This is a genomic window from Methylopila henanensis, assembly GCF_042681025.1.
Taxonomy (GTDB): Bacteria; Pseudomonadota; Alphaproteobacteria; order Rhizobiales; family Methylopilaceae; genus Methylopila; species Methylopila henanensis.
In genome coordinates, this window is sequence record NZ_JBHUER010000013.1 from 78,126 (window position 1) to 97,964 (window position 19,839).

The window sequence follows — 19,839 nt, forward strand, 5'->3', positions numbered from 1 at the left end:
CCGGACCCTCAGCCCGTCGCGTCCCGATAAGCCGTCGCTGTTGTCGAAAACCCTCTGCGTTTCCGGGTCCCGGCTCAAGGCCGGAACACGGCGCTTTCGTTCATTTCGCCCACACCACCTCGAGTGGCCGCGGGCTGTGGGCGATCACGGCGCGGATCGGCATCTCCAGCGCGTCCTCGCCCCGCAGCGCCTTATCGAGCACGCGCTTCTTGTCGTCGCCCTCGATGTGCAGCACCAGCATGCCGGCCGCGACCAGCGTCGGCAGCGTCAGCGTGATCCGCGGCTCGGGCGCAGCCGGCGCGCGCATCGGAACCACGAGCGCCTTGCCGGTCGGGTCGATCGCGTCCTCCAGCCGGTCGCCCTCGGGAAAAAACGAGGCGGTGTGGCCGTCGCCGCCCATGCCCAGGATCGCGACGGTCAGCGGGCCGGAGAGATCGGCCACCCGCTCCTGAACCTCCGGCAGCCCGCCTTCGGGGGATCCGGCGTCGGTCACCAGCGGCACGAAGATCGCGGCGGCGGCGTTGTTCTGGAGCAGGTTCTCCTTCACCAGCCGGGCGTTGGAGCGCTCCTCGGTTTCCGGCACCCAGCGCTCGTCAATGAGCGTGATGGTGACGGATTCCCAGTCCAGCTCGGCCTTCGACAGCTCCTGGAAGAACAGCTTCGGCGTGGAGCCGCCGGAGACCGCGAGGGTCGCGGCGCCGCCGTCGGCGATTTCGGAGCGCAGCGCGTCCGCCGTGCGCGCCGCGAGATCGGCGGCGAGCTCGGCGCGGCTCGGGAACTCCCGGAAGTCGATGTGGCGTTCCGTGGTCATGACGGGTCCTCGTGCCAGGTGCGGCCGTCGCGTTCGATCAGGGCGACCGCGGCGGAGGGGCCCCAGGTGCCGGCGGTGTAGGACGCCGGCGGCTGGCCTAGCCGCGACCACGCCTCGAGGATCGGATCGGCCCACATCCAGGCCGCCTCCACCTCGTCGCGCCGCATGAACAGCGCCTGGCTGCCGCGGATGACGTCCATCAGCAGCCGCTCATAGGCGTCCGGGTTGCGCACCTTGAAGGTGTCGGCGAAGGACAGGTTCAGGGGCACCTCGCGGAACCTCAGCCCGCCGGGGCCGGGGTCCTTGATCATGAGGTAGAGCTTCACGCCCTCGTCCGGCTGCAGGCGGATGACGAGGCGGTTCGGCGCCAGGAAACCGCCGGCGGCCCCGAAGATCGACAGCGGCACCTCGCGGAACTGGATGACGATCTCGGAGACCTGGGTCGGCAGCCGCTTGCCGGTGCGGAGGTAGAACGGCACGCCGGCCCAGCGCCAGGTCTGCACCTCCGCCTTCAGCGCCACGAAGGTCTCGGTGTTGCTCGCGGCGCCGTCGCCGAGCTCCTCAATGTAGCCGGGCACCGACTTGGCGTCGACGGCGCCGCCGCGGTACTGGCCGCGCACGGTCAGGGTCCGGACGGTCGCGTCGCCGATCGGCTTCAGCGCGCGCAGCACCTTCAGCTTCTCGTCGCGCAAGGAGTCCGCGTCGAGCTCGCCGGGCGGCTCCATCGCGACGAGGCAGAGAAGCTGCAGGATGTGGTTCTGCACCATGTCGCGCAGCGCGCCGGAAGTGTCGTAGTAGCCGCCGCGGGCGCCGACGCCGATCTTCTCCGCGACGGTGATCTGCACGTGGTCCACATGGGCGGAATCCCAGACCGGTTCGAACAGAACGTTGGCGAAGCGCAGCGCCAGCAGGTTCTGGACCGTCTCCTTCCCGAGATAATGGTCGATGCGGTAGATCTGGCTCTCGTCGAGCACGTCGCCGACGGCGGCGTTGATCTCCCGGGCCGACTCGAGGTCCTTGCCCAGCGGCTTCTCCAGCACGACGCGGGTCTTCGGCGTGATCAGGCTGTGGTCGCGCAGGTTGTGGACGATGGCGTCGAACAGGTCGGGCGAGGTCGCGAGGTAGAACGCCCGCACCCGGTCGAGTCCGTCCGCGAGCCTGTCCTTGAGGTCGCTCCAGCCCGCTTCGCCGGTCGCGTCGAGCGTGACGTAGTCGAGACGCGCGAGGAAGCGGGTCACCGCGGCCTTGTCGAGCTCCTCCGCCGACACGAAGGTCTCGAGCGCCTCCTTAACCTCGGCCTTGAACGCCTTCTTGTCCATCTCCTTGCGGGAGACGCCGATGATCCGGGTCGGCTCGGTCATCTGGCCGTCGTGGTCGCGACGGAACAGCGCCGGGAACAGCTTGCGGTGCGCGAGGTCGCCCGTTCCGCCGAACACGACGAGGTCGAAGGGATCGACGGCTACGATGCGGCTCGTCATCGGCGATGGGGCTCCTCGGGGAGGGGGCGGGACGCGTTTGTGCGGCTGCGAGATGATGGCGCGTCGGGGGGTGGTGTCAAATGCCCCGGCGTCATGCCGGCGGCGCGTGGGCCGCGAGGGTCGGGCCTCGAAGTCTCCTCACGGCCGCCAGGAGAACCGCGGCGCGCGCTTCTCGAGAAAGGCCGCGGCGCCCTCCTTGAGGTCCTCGCCCGAGAACCCGCCGCGCCACAGAAGGTCGAGCGCGTCGAGGTCGGGATCCGGCGCGGACAGGGCGTCGATGGCGCGCTTCGCGGCGACCAGCGAATAGCGCGAATTGGCGGCGAGGGGGGCTGCGAGCGCCGCGACCGCGCCGTCGAGTTCCGCCGGGGGCGTGACGCGGCCGATAAGCCCGATCGCCAGCGCCTCCTCCGCGCCGATCAGCTTGCCGGTGAAGATCAGCTCCTTGGCGCGCGCGGGCCCGACCGCGGCGACCAGCCGCCGGGTGCTCGCGACGGGATAGACGATGCCGAGCTTCGCGGGCGTCACGCCGAAGCGCGCCCCTTCCGCCGCGATCCGGATGTCGCAGGCGAGCGCGAGCTGGCAGCCGCCGCCGACGCAGGGGCCCTCGATTGCGGCGATGGTCGGCTGCGGGATCGCCGCCAGCGCCTCCTCGCCGTCGCGGACGGCGTCGGCGTAGGCGCGCCGCCGCGCCTCGTCGGCCGAGGCCAGCGCGACGAACTCCGCGATGTCGGCGCCGGCCGAGAACACGCCGCCCGCGCCGCGCACCACGACGACCGCGACGTCGGGATCGGCGGCGAGCGCGGCCGCCGCGCGCGGCAGCGCGCGCCACGTCGCCTCATCGATCGCGTTCTTCTTCGCCGGCCGGTTCACCGCGAGCGTCGCCACGGCGCCGGTCTTCGTCACGGTCACGGTTTCGGGCGGCGCGGCGTCGGTCATCGGGGGCTCCTCGAAGGCGAGGCCGACCCTTAGCACCGACGCGCGGCGCGATGTGACCCGGCCGATCGGCGCAGACGGGCGTTCCGTGCAATCATGCAAGCGAACAGTCGCGCGGCGTGCGCTTGTGCGAACGGCGCGGCGGCCGCACCTTCTGCCGCGACGAACACGGGCGCCCGATGCGCCCCCAGCGACAGGAGCGTTCGGTGACCAAGGTTCTCGTTCTCTACTACTCCACCTACGGCCATATCGAGACGATGGCGAACGCCGTCGCCGAGGGCGCGCGCGAAGCCGGCGCCGAGGCGGTGGTGAAGCGCGTGCCGGAGACCGTGCCGGAAGAGATCGCCAGGCAGAGCCACTTCAAGCTCGACCAAGCCGCGCCGGTCGCGACCGTCGACGAGCTTCCCGAATACGACGCCATCGTTTTCGGCGCGCCGACCCGCTTCGGCACCGTCGCCTCGCAGATGCGCAGCTTCATCGACCAGACCGGCGGCCTGTGGTTCGCCGGCAAGCTGGTCGGCAAGGTCGGTTCGGCCTTCACCTCGTCCGCGACCCAGCACGGCGGGCAGGAGAGCACGATCCTCGGCTTCCTTCCGACCCTGCTCCACCACGGAATGGTGGTCGTCGGGCTGCCCTACAGCTTCGCCGGCCAGATGAACATGGACGAGATCACCGGCGGCTCGCCCTACGGCGCGACGACGCTCGCCAAGGGCGACGGCTCCCGCCAGCCGAGCGAGAACGAACTCGCCGGCGCGCGCTTCCAGGGCAAGCACGTCGCCGAGATCGCCGCCAAGCTCGCGAAATGACCCTTTTGCGCGCAATGTAGAATTCACAACCTCATAGGTTGTACGCAATCCGGATTCATGCACCCTAGCGAGCATCGTGTCATGATGCGCGTTGGGGTTGCATGGCGTCGGACGAGGCCGTAGAGGCCTTCATCGAGCGGTGGCGGGGCCGCGTCGGCGGGCAGGAGCGGGCGAACTACGCCATGTTCCTGAGCGAGCTCGCCGACGCGCTCGGCGTGGCGCGGCCGGAGCCGGCCTCCGCCCACGCCGAAACCAACGACTACGTGTTCGAGCGGGTGGTGGAGGAGCGGGGCCGGGCGGGCGAGACCACGCGCCGCCGGATCGACCTCTACCGGCGTGGCTCTTTCGTGCTGGAGGCCAAGCAGTCGCGCTGGAGCGGCGGCGGCAAGGAGCTTTACGGGCGCGCCGACCTGCGCGGGCCGGAGCCCGCCGCGCGGGGCCGTCGCGGCGCCGAGCGCGCCTGGGACGTGCTGATGATGAACGCGCGCCGGCAGGCCGAGGACTATGTCCGGCTGCTGCCGGCGGGCCATGAGCCGCCGCCCTTCGTCATCGTCTGCGACGTCGGGCACTGCCTCGAGCTCTACGCCAACTTCCGCGGCGACGGCAAAGCCTACGACCAGTTTCCCGACCGGGCCGGCTTCCGGATCTATCTCGAGGACATCCGCCGGCCGGAAACCCGCGCTCTGCTCCGTGCGATCTGGGCCGACCCACGCGCGCTCGATCCCGCGCGCAAGGCGGCCCGCGTCACCCGCCGGATCGCCGAGCGGCTCGCCGCGGTCACGCGCGCCATGGAGCGGGCCGGGCGCGAGCCGGAAGAAGCGGCGCAGTTCCTGATGCGCCTGCTTCTCACCATGTTCGCCCAGAGCGTGGAGCTGCTCCCGCCGGGGTCGTTCAGCCGTCTGCTGGCGGAGTGCGAGGACGATCCCGCGAGCTTCCCGCCGCTCGTCGGGCAACTCTGGGAGGTGATGGACACCGGCGGCTTCGCCTTCGGGCTCAAGGTCTCCGTCCGCCGCTTCAACGGTTCGTTCTTCAAGGACCGCAGCGTGTTCGCGCTCGGCCGCGAGGAGATCGCCGAACTGCGCGCCGCCGCGGCGCATGACTGGCGCGACGTCGAGCCCGCGATCTTTGGCGCGCTGCTGGAGCGGGCGCTCGATCCGGACGAGCGCCGCAGGCTTGGCGCGCACTACACCCCGCGCGGCTATGTGGAGCGGCTGGTGACGGCGACCGTGATGGAGCCGCTGCGCGCGGACTGGTCGGCGGCGCTCGCGACCGCCGAGCGCCAGCGCGCCGAGGGCCGGGCGAAGGACGCGCTGAAGACGGTGCGCGGCTTCCACGACCGGCTCTGCGCCGTCCGCGTGCTCGACCCCGCCTGCGGCACCGGCAACTTCCTCTACGTCACGCTCGAACTGATGAAGCGGCTGGAAGGCGACGTGCTGGAGGGGCTCGCCGATCTCGGCGGCCAGGAGGCGCTGTCCGGCCTCGAAGGCCATACGGTGGACCCGCACCAGCTCATCGGGCTGGAGAAGAATCCGCGCGCGGCGGCGATCGCAGAGCTGGTGCTGTGGATCGGCTACCTGCAGTGGCACGCGCGCACCCGCGGCGGCCCGCCCAACGAGCCGATCCTGCGCGCCTTCCGCAACATCCGGGTGGCGGACGCCGTGCTCGCCGCGGAGACGTCGCTCGCCCGCGACGAGCACGGCCGGCCGCTGGCGGGCCCGGACGGCGGCGAGCGCCTGCGCTACGCCCGTCCGCGCCGGCCGGACTGGCCGGAGGCCGAGTTCATCGTCGGCAACCCGCCCTTTATCGGCGGCAAGGACCTGCGCGAGCGGCTCGGCTCATCTTACGCCGAGGCGCTGTGGGCCGCGCATCCGCACATGAACGAAAGCGCCGACTTCGTCATGTACTGGTGGGACCACGCCGCGGAGCTGCTGACGCGGGATGGCTCGCCGCTGCGCCGCTTCGGCCTCGTGACCACCAACTCGATCAGCCAGGTGTTCCAGCGCCGCGCAGTGGAGCGGCGGCTGGCGGGACGCCCGCCCGTGTCGCTGGTGATGGCGATCCCCGACCATCCCTGGACCAAGGCCGCCCCCGACAGCGCCGCCGTGCGCATCGCCATGACGGTGGTGGAGGCCGGGACGAGGGACGGGCTGCTGCGCGAGGTCGTGCGGGAGGAGGAGCTCGACACCGACACGCCCACGGTCGAGACGACCGAGCGGCGCGGCCGGATCAACGCCGACCTGACGGTGGGCGCCGACGTCACGACGGCGAAGGCGTTGCGCGCGAACGAGGGATTGGCCTCGCCGGGCGTGAAGCTGCATGGCCGCGGCTTCGTGCTTCGGCCGGACGAGGCGGAGTCCCTGGGCCTTGGGCGGCGCGAGGGCCTCGACCGTCATGTCCGGCCATACCGCAACGGCCGCGACCTGACGGGGCGGCCGCGTGGCGTGATGGTGGTCGATCTGTTCGGCCTAGACGACGCTGAGGTTCGGAGACGCTATCCTGAGCTGTATCAGCATCTGCTGCGGACGGTGCGACCCGAGCGGCAGCGCAACAACCGCGAAAGCTATCGGCGGAACTGGTGGACGTTCGGCGAACCCCGCGCCGATCTTCGCCCGGCGCTCGAAGGCCTCCCTCGCTACATCGCGACGGTCGAGACGTCGAAGCATCGGGCGTTCCAGTTCCTCGACGCGGACATCCTGCCCGACAACATGCTCGTCGCGATCGCGAGCGACGACGCCTTCCATCTCGGCGTGCTGTCGTCCCGCTTCCATGAGGCCTGGGCGCTGGCTTCCGGGGGATGGCTCGGAATCGGAAACGACCCGCGCTACTCCAAATCCCGCTGCTTCGATCCGTTTCCCTTCCCCGAGGCGTCCCGGGCGCTCGTGGCCGAGATCGCGGCGGTCGCGGAGGAGCTCGACGCCCACCGCAAGCGGGTGCTGGCGGAGCGCCCGCGGCTGACTCTCACCGGGCTCTACAACGTGTTGGAGCGCTTGAGGCAAGGCGTCCGCCCGGCCGAGCTCGCGCCGCCCGAGCGGCGGATCTTCGACGAAGGGCTCGTCCTGATCCTGCAGGAGTTGCACGACCGGCTCGACGTCGCGGTCGCCGCCGCCTACGGCTTCGCGGCCGATCTGCCCGCCGAGGAGGTCGTCGCGCGGCTCGCGGCCCTGAACGCCGCCCGCGCCGCGGAGGAGGCGCGGGGCGACGTGCGCTGGCTGCGGCCGGCCTATCAGGCCACGCGCTTCGGCCGGGCGCCGGACCGGCGGGCGTCGTCCGCGCCGGGGCTGGGGATCGACGCCCCGCTCGCGGCGGCGCGCGCCGCCAAGCCGTCCTTTCCCCGCGACGACGTCGCCCAGACCGCGACCGTCATGCTCGCGCTGCTGGAGGCCCCGGGCCCGATCGACGCGGAGGGGCTCGCGCTGAGGTTCCGCGAGGGCCGCCGCGCCGCGCCGCGCATCGAGGCGACCCTCGCGGCGCTGGCGCGCCTCGGCGCGATCTCCGCTCCGGCGGAGGCCGGGGGCTTCGCGCTCCGCCGCGGCGCGTGAGGCGGCCCGCCTATTTCCGGAGTCACGCACGGAAATACCGGCGGCGTCGCGTGTAATCTATGCGCCAACGTCCGATTGAGGCCGCCGAGCGCAAATGGCGTCGCCGACGAGCCGCGCGAAGAGCAATACGTCAAAAGACGTTTTTCACGGGAACCTTCGCAGGACACGTCCGTTATTGCGGCGAGGGGAATGATGGAGACGTACCGATGCGAAATCATCTCACTGCTCTTGCCGTCATCCTCGGCGCCGCCATGCCCGTCAGCGCCATGGCGCAGGAAGGCACGGTGTCGGGCGCCGCTGGCGGAGCCGCGACCGGCGCCGTGATCGGCGGCCCGGTCGGCGCAGCCGTCGGAGGCGTCGCAGGCGCCGTCGTCGGCACCGTGGTCGCGCCCCCCCGCGAGGTGCGCACCTATGTCGTGAAGGAGCAGCGCCCGTCCGTCGCCTATGAGGGCGAGGTCGTGGTCGGCAAGCCTCTGCCGGAGACTGTGGAAGTCTACAGGGTGCCGGACAGCGACTACAGCTACACCGTCGTCAACGAGAAGCGGTACATCGTCGACGACGAGCGCCGCGTGGTCGAAGTGGTCGAGTGATCTTTCGACGACCTCGGTTGACGAAAGCCCCGCGGCGAGGCCGCGGGGCTTTTCTTTTGCGCGCATGCGCCGAAACCGGACAGAAAAAGTCGCCCGGCCGCTCCCCATGCGGCCGGGCGTCCTCGTGCGTGTCGGAGCGGAGAGGGGCGGGAATCCGTTCCGTCGCCGTTTCTCGCGGCGGGGGTCAGCGCCCGAGGGGGCTTGTGTCGAGGGGAGCGGGACGTTCGCCGCGCGGCCAGCCGCGGTCGACGGGAGCGGCGGTGGCCAGCACAGCCAGGGCGGCTGCGGCGCACAGCACGGCGATGGCTGCGGCCATTGCCCGTCCGGCGGTGAAGCCCATCGTCGGTCCGGCGTTCATCACGTCCTCCTCGATGTTTCGAGGCGACCTTGGCGCCGGGCGACTGAACGGACTCTGGACCGGTCGTTCATCGGGCGTTCACGACCTCCCGCACTTGCGGGGCGGGGCGCGCGCGCGGTAGAGACGGCGGCCGAACGGTTCTGGAGCTCGTCGCCTCCGTCATGGGTGCAGACACCACGTCAAGCGCGAAGGCGCGCGCCGCCTTCTACGCAGGCTCGTTCGATCCCGTCACGAACGGTCATCTCGACGTCGTCCGCCGCGCCTGCGCGCTCGCGGACCGGCTGGTCGTCGGCGTCGGGGTCCATCCCGGCAAGACGCCGCTGTTCTCCGCCGAGGAGCGCATCGCGATGCTCGCCGAGACCTGCGCGCCGATCGCCGAGGCGCGCGGCGTCGCGTTCGAGGTCGTGACCTTCGACAGGCTGGTGGTGACGGCGGCGGCTTCGGCCGGCGCGACCATCCTCGTGCGAGGATTGCGCGACGCGACCGACTTCGACTACGAGATGCAGATGGCCGGCATGAACGGCGCGATGGCGCCCGAGATCGAGACCGTCTTCCTGCCGTCGAGCCCGGGCGTGCGCGCGCTGACCGCCACGCTCGTCCGCCAGATCGCCGCCATGGGCGGCGATGTCTCCTCTTTCGTGCCCGCGGCGGTCGCCGAACGGCTCGCGCGCCGTTTCCGCGGCTGACGCCGGCCCTCGCCCGATCCCGTCGCCAAAGGTCGCCCCATGAAGCTCCTGCTCGCGCTCTCCCTCGCTCTCGGCCTCGTGGCGGCGCCCGCGCTCGCGCAGTCTCCCGCCAAGACGCCCGCCGCCGGGCCGACGCTCGCGATCGAGACCACCAAGGGCCCGATCACCGTTCGCTTGCGGCCGGATCTCGCGCCGCGCCACGTGGAGCGCATCGTCCGGCTCGCGAACGAGAAGTTCTATGACGGCGTGCCGTTCCATCGGGTGATCGCGGGCTTCATGGCGCAGACGGGCGATCCGACCGGCACCGGGACCGGCGGCTCCAGCTATCCCGACGTGGCCGCCGAGTTCTCTAAGGAGAGCTTCAAGCGCGGCACGCTCGGCATGGCGCGCGCGGCCTCGCCCGACAGCGCCAACAGCCAGTTCTTCATCTGCTTCGGCGCCGCGCCCTGGCTCGACGGCAAGTACACCATCGTCGGCGAGGTGACGTCCGGCATGGAGGTCGTCGACAAGCTTGAGAAGGGCGAGGCCGGCAGCGGCATGGTCGCCAGCCCCGACAAGGTCCGGACGATCCGCGTGGTCGGCGCGAATTGAACGTCGCAATTGACGAAGACGCCCGCGACCGGCGGGCGCATAACGGACTAATCCCGAGGAGAGGATGACAATGAGCGATCCCGAGAACACGCTGGTGCTTGAGACGACCAAGGGGCGCGTCGTCGTCGAGCTGCGCCCGGACCTCGCGCCGGGCCACGTGGCCCGCGTGAAGGAGCTCGTGCGCCAGAAGTTCTACGACGGCGTCGTCTTCCACCGCGTGATCGACGGCTTCATGGCGCAGACGGGTGATCCCGAAGGCACCGGCCGCGGCGGCTCGGGCAAGAAGCTGAAGGCCGAGTTCTCGAAGGAGAAGCACGTCCGCGGCACCGTCTCCGCGGCGCGCGCCATGGACCCGGATTCCGCCGACAGCCAGTTCTTCATCTGCTTCGAGGACGCGCCGTGGCTCGACGGCCAGTACTCGGTGTGGGGCAAGGTCACCGAGGGCATGGACAACGTCGACAAGATCAAGCGCGGCGAGCCGGTGATCGATCCCGACAAGATCGTCTCGATCAAGGTCGCCGCCGACGCCTGAACGGCGAACTCCTGAACGTCGCGCCCGCGTCCGCGCGGGCGCGACCGCGAGGCCCCGGCGCGGCCGGGCCTCGCGAACGAACGGACCTTTTCAGCCTTGGACGTCTCGCTGTTCGACTTCGACCTGCCGGAAGACCGGATCGCGCTCCGGCCGGCGGTCCCGCGGGACAGCGCGCGCCTGCTGGTCGTGCGGCCGGGCGGGACGCCGGAGCTCGAGGACCGGCTGGTCTCGGACCTGCCCGGGTTGCTCGCGCCCGGCGACGCCATGGTCGTCAACGCGACGCGGGTGATCCCGGCGCGCCTTAGAGGGTACCGCCTGCGCGGCGACCAGGCCGCGAAGGTCGAGCTGCTGCTGCACCAGCGGCTCGACAGCCGGCGCTGGAAGGCCTTCGCCCGGCCGGCGAAGAAGCTCGGGCTTGGCGAGCGCGTCCGCGTCGGCTCCGGCGGCGACGCCGGTCTCGAGGCGACCGTCGAGGCGCGCGGGGAGGGCGGCGAGGTCACGCTCGCCTTCGATCTGGCCGGCCCCGACCTCGACGCCGCGATCGCGTCCTCAGGCGAGCTGCCGCTGCCGCCCTACATCGCGGCCAAGCGTCCGACCGACGCGCGCGACGCCGACGACTACCAGACCTTTTTCGCCCGCGAGCCGGGCGCGGTCGCCGCGCCCACCGCCGGCCTGCATTTCACGCCGGCGCTGCTCGACGCTATCGCCCGCCGCGGGGTCTCCCGCCACGAGACCGTGCTGCATGTGGGCGCCGGCACCTTTCTTCCGGTCAAGGTCGAGGACACCGACGACCATCGCATGCATTTCGAGAGCGGCGTCCTCACCGCGGAGACCGCCGAGGCGCTCAACGCCGCGCGGGCCGCGGGCGGACGGCTTCTCGCCGTCGGCACCACCTCGGCGCGGCTGCTGGAAAGCGCCGTCGGCGAGGACGGGCGGCTCGGCGCGTTCTCGGGCGAGACCGACATCTTCATCACGCCGGGGTTCCGCTACCGCGCCGTCGACGCGCTGCTGACGAACTTCCACCTGCCGCGCTCGACGCTGATGATGCTGGTGTCGGCCTTCGCCGGCCTCGACGTCGTACGCCGCGCTTACGCCCACGCCGTCGCCGAACGCTACCGCTTCTACTCCTACGGCGACGCCTGCCTGTTCCTGCCGGACGCGACCCGATGAGCGCCATTCCCTTCGACATCGCAGCGACGGACGGCGCCGCGCGCACCGGCGCGCTCGTCTTCCCGCGCGGCGAGGTGCGCACGCCGGCCTTCATGCCGGTCGGCACGGCGGCGACCGTCAAGGCGATGTACGCCTCCCAGGTGCGCGAGACCGGCGCGGACGTCGTGCTCGGCAACGTCTACCATCTGATGCTGCGCCCCGGCGCGGAGCGGGTGGCGGAGCTCGGCGGCCTGCATCGCTTCATGGGCTGGCCGCACCCGATCCTGACGGACTCCGGCGGCTTCCAGGTGATGTCGCTCGCGAGCCTGAGAAAGCTCGACAAGGACGGCGTGACCTTCCGCTCCCATGTGGACGGCTCGACCCACCGGCTCACCCCCGAGCGCTCGGTCGAGATCCAGCGCCTGCTCGGCTCCGACGTCACCATGCAGCTCGACGAGTGCGTGCGGCTGCCGGCGGAGCGCGCGGAGGTGGAGCGCGCCATGCGGCTCTCGATCGACTGGGCGGAGCGCTGCAAGGTCGCGTTCGGGACGCCGGAGGGTCGGGCGCTGTTCGGCATCGTGCAGGGCGGCGATCAGGCCGATCTCAGGCGCGCCTCCGCCCGGGGCCTCGTCGACATCGGCTTCGACGGCTACGCCGTCGGCGGCCTCGCCGTCGGCGAACCGCAGGATGTGATGCTCGCCATGCTCGAGGAGACCATCCCCGAGCTTCCCGCCGGGCGGCCACGCTACCTCATGGGGGTCGGCTCGCCCGACGACCTGCTGAAGTCGATCGCCCGCGGCGTCGACATGTTCGACTGCGTGATGCCGACCCGCGCCGGCCGCCACGGCCAGGTCTTCACCCGCTTCGGCCGGCTGAACCTGAAGAACGCGCGCCACGCCGACGACCCGCGCCCGATCGACGAGGAGAGCGCGTGCCCCGCGGCGCGCGACTACTCCCGCGCGTACCTCCACCACCTCGTCAAGACCGGCGAGATCCTCGGCATGATGCTGCTGACCTGGGTCAATCTCGACTACTACCAGCGGCTGATGGAGGGCGCGCGCGCGGCGATCCGGGCGGGGACGTTCGAGGCCTATGCGGCCGACACGACCGCCGGCTGGGCGCGCGGCGGCTGACGGCCGACCCAGGTCGTGGTTGTCACGCCCTTGTGGAGTCTGCTTCCCTAGCCCTATGAGCGTGTGATCGGGTTGCGCGCGTCAGCGTTTTCGCGCGCCGGGAGATCGATCGGGGAATGGCGCAGCAGGGGACATCGGGCGCTGGCGCGGTCGCGCTGGCGCGGGTGCGCAGGGAGATCCGCCCCGCCTTCTGGCTGCTCGCGGTTTTTTCCATCGCGATCAACCTGCTGCTGCTCGTCCCCTCGCTCTACATGATGCAGGTCTACGACCGCGTGCTGCGCAGCGCGGTGATCGAGACGCTGGTCTACATCACGCTGATCGCGGCGGCCGCGATCGCGGTATACGCCGCGCTGGAGGCGATCCGCCTGCGCGCGCTCGCCCGCATCGGCGAGTGGATCGAGGACACGCTGTTCGAGCCGGTGTTCGCCGCCGCCATGGGCGCGGAGCGGGGCCTCGTGCGCCAGAGCGGAGCCAACGAGGGCACGCCGTTCAACGATCTGCGCGCCGTCCGCAGCTTCCTGTCCGGGCCCACGCTGCCGGCGCTGTGCGACACGCCGTGGATGCCGCTGTTCCTGGTCTGCTGCGCGGTGATCCATCCCTATCTCGGGCTGCTCGGGCTCGTGTTCGCCGTGCTCATCGTGGCGCTCGCGCTGCTGAACGACCGGCTGACGCGGCCCGCCGCGGAGAAGGTCGCCGCCGGTCACCAGGAGGCGCAGCGCGTGCTGGCGGAGGCCGCGCGCAACGTCGACACCGTTGCGGCCATGGGCCTCGGCCGGCCGCTCGCCGAACGCGCGAGCCGCGCCAACGCCGCGTCGACCGCGGTGCTGGGCGAGGCGACCGACAAGGGCGCGCTCATGGTGGGCGCGGGCAAGTTCCTGCGCGTCGTGGCCCAGATCTGCACGCTGGCGCTCGGCGCCGCGCTCTCGCTCGAGGGCCACATCACGCCCGGCGGCATGATCGCGAGCTCCATCCTGCTGTCGCGCGCGCTCGCGCCGCTCGACCAGGCGATTGCGGCCTGGCGCGGCCTGCAGCAGACGCGCGCCTCCTGGCGGCGCATCACGGCCCTGCTCGGCGCCTCGGGCGCGATGGTCGAGGACCCGATCGCGCTTCCGGCGCCGGAAGGCCGGATCGCGCTCGAGGGCGTCGTGCTGATGGCGGCGGGCTCCGACAAGCCGATCCTCGCCGGCGTGTCGCTCGCCGTCGCGCCGGGCGAAAGCCTTGCGCTCATAGGTCCGTCCGGCTCGGGCAAGAGCACGCTCTGCCGGGTGATGGTGGGATCGCGCGCGCCGACCCGCGGCGTCGCCCGCCTCGACGGCGGCGACGTCATGCTGTGGCGGGACGACCAGCGCCGCCGCCATGTCGGCTATCTCGCGCAGGGGACAGAACTGTTTTCCGGCCGCGTGCGCGACGTGATCGCCCGTTTCGACGAACCGGACGACGCCAGGGTCGTCGAGGCGGCGAAGCTCGTGGGCTGCCACGAAATGGTGCTCGGCCTGCCGCAGGGTTACGACACCGAGCTCTCGAACGCCGGCGCCTTCCTCTCCGGCGGCCAGCGCCAGCGGATCGCGCTCGCCCGCGCCGTCTACGGCGACGTGCGCGTGGTGGTGATGGACGAGCCGAACGCCAGCCTCGACGGCGAGGGCGAGCGCGCGCTCGTCGGCGCCCTCGCGGCGCTCAAGCGGAAGGGCGTCACGGTGGTGCTGGTGACCCACAAGCCGGCGCTGGCGCAGCTTTGCGACCGGATCGGCGTCATGGCGGCGGGCCAACTCACCCGGCTCGGGCCCCCGACCGACATCCTGCGCGAGCTGGTCGCGCCGGTCGCCTCCGCCGACGTGCGGACCATGCCGGGAGCGGCCCGGTGACCGCGCCGCGGGACGCCTCGCTCGCGGCGCGGCTGCGCGGGATCGCGCTGGCGGGCTTCGTGGTGATCTTCGGCTTCATGGGCGGTTTCGCGGTCTGGGCGATGACCGCGCCGCTCGCGGCGGGCGCCGTGGTGCGCGGCGCGGTCGGCCCCGAGGGTAGCCGCAAGCTGGTGCAGCACCTCGAGGGCGGCATCGTGCGCGAGATCTTCGTCAAGGACGGCGATCTCGTCACCCGCGGCCAGCCGCTGGTGACGCTGGAGCGCGCCCAGGCGCAGGCGGCTTACGGCCTTCAGCGCAACACCCTGTCGCGCCGGCTGGCCGAGGCGGCGCGCCTGTCGGCCCAGCTTTCCGGCGCCGAGGCCGCGGATTTCGGACCCGCCGCCGCCGTCGCCAAGGACGATCCCACCTTCCCGGACTTCGCAGCCGGCCAGCGCGCGCTGTTCGAGACCACGCGCCGCGACCAGGACGAGCGCAAGGAGCTGCTGGAGACGCAGATCCGCCGGCTCGGCGCGCAGATCGAGGCGGCGCGCGCCCGCATCGCCGGCTCCGAGGCCCAGCGCGAGTTGGTCGACATCCAGATCGAAGACACCCGCGGGCTGATGGAGAAGGGTCTTGCGCGCAAGCCGCTGCTGCTCGACCTGCAGCGCCGCCGCTCGGAGCTCGACACCGACATCGCCGCGCTCCAGGCCGACATCCGTCGGGCTGAGATCGAGAGCGTCGAGAAGCGCATCGCGCTGCGCAACGGCGTCACCAGCTACCTCAACGACACCTCCGCCGAGCTCGCCAAGGCGCGCTCGGAGATCGCGGGGCTGGAGGCTCGGCTCTCCGCGAGCGAGGACGTGCTGACCCGCACCCAAGTGCTGGCGCCGGAAACCGGCTATGTGCTGAACCTGAAGACCAAGACCGTCGGCGGCGTGGTGCGGCCGGGCGACGAGATTCTCGAGATCGTGCCGACCGAGGGCGACCTGATCATCGAGGGCCGGGTCGCCGCCCACGACATCCGCAACATCGCCGCCGGCCAGCGCGCGCGGGTGTCGTTCCTCACCTTCGCGCAGCGCGACATGCCGATGATCGAGGGCCGGGTCATCAACGTCGCCGCTGACATCGTCACCGACCCGCAGACTCGCGAGAGCTTCTACACCGCCAAGGTCGCGGTCGACCGCGCCGAGTTCGCGACCTTCGCGACGCCGGCCGACATGAAGCCCGGCACGCCGGTCGAGGCCTATGTCGAGGCCCGCAAGCGCATGGCGATGGACTATCTGCTCGACCCGATCGTGCACTCCTTCCGCAAGAGTTTTCGCGAGGAGTAAGCGCCCGCCGGAGACGGCCGCTTCGGGGCTCCGCAGCGGCGGCTGACGGACGCCCGATCTTTCGGGAACGATCGCGCGCCCCATCGGTTGGTCTGACAGGACCCCCAGCCACAGGAGGCGCGCGCCATGGCGACCGCCGGCCCGAACATTCCGAACCCGCCGATGCCCGGCGAGCCGATCCGTCCCCCGATTCCCGAGGAGGCGCCGGTGCAGGACCCGGACATCGTCCCGAACCCGGATCCCGAGATCGATCCGTCCGTCATCGAGCCTGACCCGGTCCCGGAAGGGCCGGTGATCGAGCCGCCGATGTGACGAGGCGGAGGCGCTGCGGCGTTCGCGCCGCGGCGGGCGGCTTGAAAGCTCGGACCGCCCCAACTAGTGTCCGCGCCGCGCCCGCTTCGGCGGCCGCGAGCGCGTAGCTCAGCTGGTAGAGCAACGGACTTTTAATCTGTAGGTCCTGGGTTCGAGTCCCAGCGCGCTCACCACTTCCCTCCCGATCAGTCTGGTCCGGCCGTCGCCACCACGCGCACGACCGCGCCGTCGCACGTCAACTCCAGCACCGCGCCGCCGGCTTCGCGTACGGCGTTCGGCAGATCGAGGCCCGCGAGCGGATCGTCGGCCAGCACCTCGAGTCGGGCGCCGGCCGCGAGCGTCGCCAGCGTCTTGCGCGTCATGAGCGCGGGCAGGGGGCATTTGAGGCCCCGAAGGTCGAGCCGGCGCGACGCCCCGCTCATGGACGCCGCGCAAACAGGATCACGAGCCCGCGAGGCCCTGTGCGCTTGCGCGCAGGCAAGGCGCTAACTGCCGGAATGCACGTGGTTTTCGGCGGCCGTTGCATATTGGTCCAGTTTGACATGGCGATGACCCAAATTCTAAGATCGCTCGATCGCATTCGACGATCATGTCGTGATGCGCGCGCGGGCCGGTGGGCCGGCGCGGTACAGGAGGGAGGATGCTTCCCCAATGATCGGCCAAGTTTCGCGGCGCCAGTTCCTTCGGACGGCGGGCGCGGGCGTTGCCGGGACGACGCTTGGAGCGATGGGGTTCGGCGGCGCCGAACAGGCCATGGCGCAGGCGGTGCGGCCTTTCAAGCTGGCGCGCACGACCGAGACCCGCAACATCTGCACCTACTGTTCCGTCGCCTGCGGCGTCATCATGTACAGCCTCGGCGACCGCTCGAAGAACACCCATTCGGCGCTGATCCACGTCGAGGGCGATCCGGATCATCCGACCAACCGCGGCACGCTGTGCCCGAAGGGCGCCGCGCTGCTGGACTTCGTCCACTCGGAGACGCGCCTCAAGCACCCGATGCACCGGAAGCCCGGCTCCGACAAGTTCGAACGGGTGTCCTGGGATTTCGCGCTCGACCGCATCGCCCGGCTGATGAAGGACGACCGCGACGCGAACTTCCAGACGACCAACAAGGATGGCGTGACCGTCAACCGCTGGACGTCGGTGGGCTTCCTCGCGGCCTCGGCCACGACCAACGAGACCGGCGCGATGACCTACAAGGTCATACGGTCGATGGGGGTGCTGCCCTTCGACAACCAGGCGCGCGTCTGACACGGACCGACGGTGGCCAGTCTGGCCCCAACATTCGGTCGCGGCGCCATGACGAACGCATGGGGCGACATCAAGCACACCGACCTTGTCGTCGTCATGGGCGGCAACGCGGCGGAGGCGCATCCGTGCGGCTTCAAATGGGTCACTGAGGCCAAGGCCAACCGCGGCGCGAAGCTGATCGTCGTCGATCCGCGCTTCACGCGCACGGCGTCCGTCGCCGACTTCTATTGCCCGATCCGGCCCGGCACCGACATCGCCTTCCTCGGCGGCGTGATCAACTACCTGCTCTCGAACGACAAGATCCAGCACGACTACGTCAAGGCGTTCACCAACGCGTCCTATCTCGTGAAGCCCGAGTTCGGCTGGTCCGAAGGGCTGTTCACCGGCTACAACGAGGAAAAGCGCGACTACGACAAGTCGTCCTGGGACTACCAGCTCGACGAGCAGGGCTACGCCAAGGTCGACGACACGCTGCAGGACCCGCGCTGCGTCTTCCAGCTGATGAAGCAGCATTTCGCGGTCTACACGCCCGAGATGGTGGAGAAGATCTGCGGCTCCCCGAAGGACAAGTTCCTGAAGGTCGCCCAGATGATCTCCGAGTGCTCGACGCCGACCAAAACCATGACGTCGATGTACGCGCTCGGCTGGACCCAGCATTCGAAGGGCGCGCAGAACATCCGCGGCATGGCGATGATCCAGCTGCTGCTGGGCAACATCGGCGTGCGCGGCGGCGGCATGAACGCGCTCCGCGGCCACTCCAACATCCAGGGCCTGACGGACCTCGGCCTGCTGTCGAACATGCTCCCCGGCTACATGAACCTGCCGGTGGAGAAGGAAGTCGACTTCAACGCCTACATGTCGACCCGCGGGTTCAAGCCGCTGCGGCCTGGGCAGACCAGCTTCTGGCAGAACTACAAGAAGTTCTTCGTCTCGTTCCAGAAATCGATGTGGGGCGACAAGGCGACGGCCGAAAACAACTGGGCCTTCGACTGGCTGCCGAAGCTCGATGTCACCTACGACATCCTGCGCACGTTCGAGCTCATGAACCAGGGCAAGATCACGGGCTACTTCTGCCAGGGCTTCAACCCGCTGATGACCTTCCCCAACCGGGGCAAGATCACCTCGGGCCTGTCCAAGCTGAAGTTCCTCGTGACCATGGACCCGCTCGACACCGAGACGTCGCGCTTCTGGGAGAACCACGGCGAGTTCAACGACGTGAACTCGGCCGACATCCAGACCGAGGTGTTCCAGCTCCCGACGAGCTGCTTCGCCGAGGACGAGGGCTCGATCGTGAACTCGGGCCGCTGGCTGCAGTGGCACAACGCGGCGGTCTCGCCTCCCGGCGACGCGAAGTCCGACGTCTGGATCATGGCCGGGCTCCACCTGCGCATTAAGGAGCTCTACCTCAAGGAAGGCGGCGCCTTCCCCGATCCGATCGTCAACCTGCGCTGGCCCTACGCCATCCCGGAGGAGCCGTCGGCGGAGGAGCTCGCGCGCGAGAACAACGGCCAGGCGCTCGCCGACGTCACGGATCCCACCGATCCGACCAAGGTGCTGGTGCAGAAGGGCAAGCTGCTCGACAGCTTCGCCCAGATGAAGGACGACGGCTCGACCGCGGGGTTCTGCTGGATCTACGCCGGCAGCTACACCGAGGCCGGCAACCAGATGTCGCGGCGCGACACCTGGGATCCGGGCGACACCGGGCTCGCGCCGAAATGGGCGTGGGCCTGGCCGGCGAACCGGCGCATCCTCTACAACCGCGCTTCGTCGGACAAGAACGGCAAGCCGTGGGACCCCTCCCGCAAGCTGGTCTACTGGACCGGCGAGCGCTGGGGCGGCTACGACGTGCCGGACTACGGCCCGACGGTGAAGCCCGAGCAGTCGGTCGGCCCCTTCATCATGAACCCGGAAGGCGTGGCGCGGCTGTTCACCCGCGGCATGATGCGCGACGGGCCGTTCCCGACGCATTACGAGCCGTTCGAGGCGCCGGTGGCGAACGCCATCGCGCCGAAGATCAAGGGCAACCCCGCCGCGCGCATCTTCAAGGCCGACCTCGAGGCCCTGGGGGGCGCGGACAAGTTCCCCTACGTCGCGACCAGCTACCGCCTGACCGAGCACTTCCACCAGTGGACCAAGCACGTCTGGGTCAACGCGGCGCTGCAGCCCGAATTCTTCGTCGAGATCTCCGAGGAGCTCGCGAAGGAGAAGGGCATCGTCAAGGGCGGCTGGGTGCGGGTGTGGTCGAACCGCGGCTCCATCAAGGCCAAGGCCGTGGTCACCAAGCGCATCAGGCCGCTGATGGTCGACGGCAAGCCCACCCATGTGGTCGGCATTCCGCAGCACTGGGGCTTCATGGGCCGCGCCAAGAAGGGCCACAACCCGAACTCGCTGACCCCCTTCGTGGGCGATGCGAACATCGAGACGCCGGAATACAAGGCGTTCCTGGTCAACATCGAGCCGACCTCCGGGCCGGCGACGTCGTGAGGGAGGACTGAAAC

The 19,839-nt window shown here is 70.6% G+C and carries 17 protein-coding genes and 1 tRNA gene; 13 read left to right on the forward strand and 5 right to left on the reverse strand.

The genetic code is table 11. The features are described 5' to 3' along the window. Window positions 1–100: 100 nt before the first annotated feature. The 3 genes from pgl to ACFSCV_RS18315 all read right to left on the reverse strand — a co-directional run bounded on the left by pgl (window position 101) and on the right by ACFSCV_RS18315 (window position 3,225). The gene (pgl, locus tag ACFSCV_RS18305; RefSeq protein WP_378801013.1) at window positions 101–811 is read right to left on the reverse strand and encodes a 6-phosphogluconolactonase; all 711 of its coding nucleotides are present in this window, start codon (window positions 809–811) and stop codon (window positions 101–103) included. Next, the gene (gene zwf, locus ACFSCV_RS18310) at window positions 808–2,289 is read right to left on the reverse strand and encodes a glucose-6-phosphate dehydrogenase (RefSeq protein ID WP_378801014.1); all 1,482 of its coding nucleotides are present in this window, start codon (window positions 2,287–2,289) and stop codon (window positions 808–810) included. The genes pgl and zwf overlap by 4 nt, the downstream gene beginning before the upstream one ends. Window positions 2,290–2,427: 138 nt before the next feature. Further along, window positions 2,428–3,225, reverse strand: coding sequence for an enoyl-CoA hydratase/isomerase family protein (locus ACFSCV_RS18315; protein WP_378801015.1), 798 nt, complete (start codon window positions 3,223–3,225; stop codon window positions 2,428–2,430). Window positions 3,226–3,428: 203 nt separating this feature from the next. Between ACFSCV_RS18315 and wrbA the strand changes: the two genes are divergently transcribed. The 3 genes from wrbA (at window position 3,429) to ACFSCV_RS18330 (ending at window position 8,157) form a co-directional block, all read left to right on the forward strand. Then, entirely contained in the window at window positions 3,429–4,028 is a 600-nt protein-coding gene (wrbA, locus tag ACFSCV_RS18320; RefSeq protein WP_378801016.1) for an NAD(P)H:quinone oxidoreductase, read from the forward strand. Window positions 4,029–4,129: 101 nt separating this feature from the next. Then, a complete protein-coding gene (locus ACFSCV_RS18325; RefSeq protein WP_378801017.1) occupies window positions 4,130–7,567 on the forward strand; it encodes a class I SAM-dependent DNA methyltransferase in 3,438 nt (1,145 codons plus the stop codon). A 206-nt stretch (window positions 7,568–7,773) separates the two neighbouring features. After that, window positions 7,774–8,157, forward strand: coding sequence for a DUF1236 domain-containing protein (locus ACFSCV_RS18330; RefSeq protein WP_378801018.1), 384 nt, complete (start codon window positions 7,774–7,776; stop codon window positions 8,155–8,157). A gap of 184 nt (window positions 8,158–8,341) precedes the next feature. Here the strand turns inward: ACFSCV_RS18330 and ACFSCV_RS18335 are convergent, their stop codons facing one another. Continuing rightward, window positions 8,342–8,515, reverse strand: coding sequence for a hypothetical protein (locus ACFSCV_RS18335; RefSeq protein WP_378801019.1), 174 nt, complete (start codon window positions 8,513–8,515; stop codon window positions 8,342–8,344). Between the two features lie 161 nt (window positions 8,516–8,676). Here ACFSCV_RS18335 and coaD point away from each other — a divergent pair, with 161 nt between their 5' ends. The 9 genes from coaD (at window position 8,677) to ACFSCV_RS18380 (ending at window position 16,263) form a co-directional block, all read left to right on the forward strand. Continuing rightward, window positions 8,677–9,201 (forward strand): pantetheine-phosphate adenylyltransferase, encoded by a 525-nt coding sequence (gene coaD, locus ACFSCV_RS18340; protein WP_378801020.1) that lies wholly within the window; start codon window positions 8,677–8,679, stop codon window positions 9,199–9,201. A gap of 39 nt (window positions 9,202–9,240) precedes the next feature. Further along, a complete protein-coding gene (locus tag ACFSCV_RS18345; RefSeq protein ID WP_378801022.1) occupies window positions 9,241–9,792 on the forward strand; it encodes a peptidylprolyl isomerase in 552 nt (183 codons plus the stop codon). 70 nt (window positions 9,793–9,862) lie between these two features. After that, window positions 9,863–10,324 (forward strand): peptidylprolyl isomerase, encoded by a 462-nt coding sequence (locus ACFSCV_RS18350; protein ID WP_378801023.1) that lies wholly within the window; start codon window positions 9,863–9,865, stop codon window positions 10,322–10,324. Window positions 10,325–10,420: 96 nt separating this feature from the next. Beyond that, on the forward strand, window positions 10,421–11,494 hold the full coding sequence (gene queA, locus ACFSCV_RS18355; RefSeq protein WP_378801024.1) for a tRNA preQ1(34) S-adenosylmethionine ribosyltransferase-isomerase QueA: 1,074 nt from the start codon (window positions 10,421–10,423) through the stop codon (window positions 11,492–11,494). Then, window positions 11,491–12,606 carry a tRNA guanosine(34) transglycosylase Tgt gene (tgt, locus tag ACFSCV_RS18360; protein ID WP_378801025.1) on the forward strand — a complete coding sequence of 372 codons (1,116 nt, stop codon included), beginning with the start codon at window positions 11,491–11,493 and terminating at the stop codon, window positions 12,604–12,606. The genes queA and tgt overlap by 4 nt, the downstream gene beginning before the upstream one ends. A 116-nt stretch (window positions 12,607–12,722) precedes the next feature. Beyond that, window positions 12,723–14,468, forward strand: coding sequence for a type I secretion system permease/ATPase (locus ACFSCV_RS18365; RefSeq protein ID WP_378801026.1), 1,746 nt, complete (start codon window positions 12,723–12,725; stop codon window positions 14,466–14,468). Further along, window positions 14,465–15,778, forward strand: coding sequence for an HlyD family type I secretion periplasmic adaptor subunit (locus tag ACFSCV_RS18370; protein WP_378801027.1), 1,314 nt, complete (start codon window positions 14,465–14,467; stop codon window positions 15,776–15,778). Before ACFSCV_RS18365 ends, ACFSCV_RS18370 begins: the two co-directional genes overlap by 4 nt. A 126-nt stretch (window positions 15,779–15,904) precedes the next feature. Then, window positions 15,905–16,090 (forward strand): hypothetical protein, encoded by a 186-nt coding sequence (locus tag ACFSCV_RS18375; protein ID WP_378801028.1) that lies wholly within the window; start codon window positions 15,905–15,907, stop codon window positions 16,088–16,090. 97 nt (window positions 16,091–16,187) lie between these two features. Continuing rightward, window positions 16,188–16,263: transfer RNA gene (locus ACFSCV_RS18380), tRNA-Lys, on the forward strand. A gap of 12 nt (window positions 16,264–16,275) precedes the next feature. On the opposite strand, the gene ACFSCV_RS18385 is transcribed toward ACFSCV_RS18380, so the two are convergent. Next, window positions 16,276–16,512: a sulfurtransferase TusA family protein gene (locus ACFSCV_RS18385; RefSeq protein ID WP_378801029.1), complete on the reverse strand. Its 237-nt coding sequence runs from the start codon at window positions 16,510–16,512 to the stop codon at window positions 16,276–16,278. 229 nt (window positions 16,513–16,741) lie between these two features. Between ACFSCV_RS18385 and fdnG the strand changes: the two genes are divergently transcribed. Next, on the forward strand, window positions 16,742–19,825 hold the full coding sequence (gene fdnG / locus ACFSCV_RS18390; RefSeq protein WP_378801030.1) for a formate dehydrogenase-N subunit alpha: 3,084 nt from the start codon (window positions 16,742–16,744) through the stop codon (window positions 19,823–19,825). Window positions 19,826–19,839: the final 14 nt, after the last annotated feature.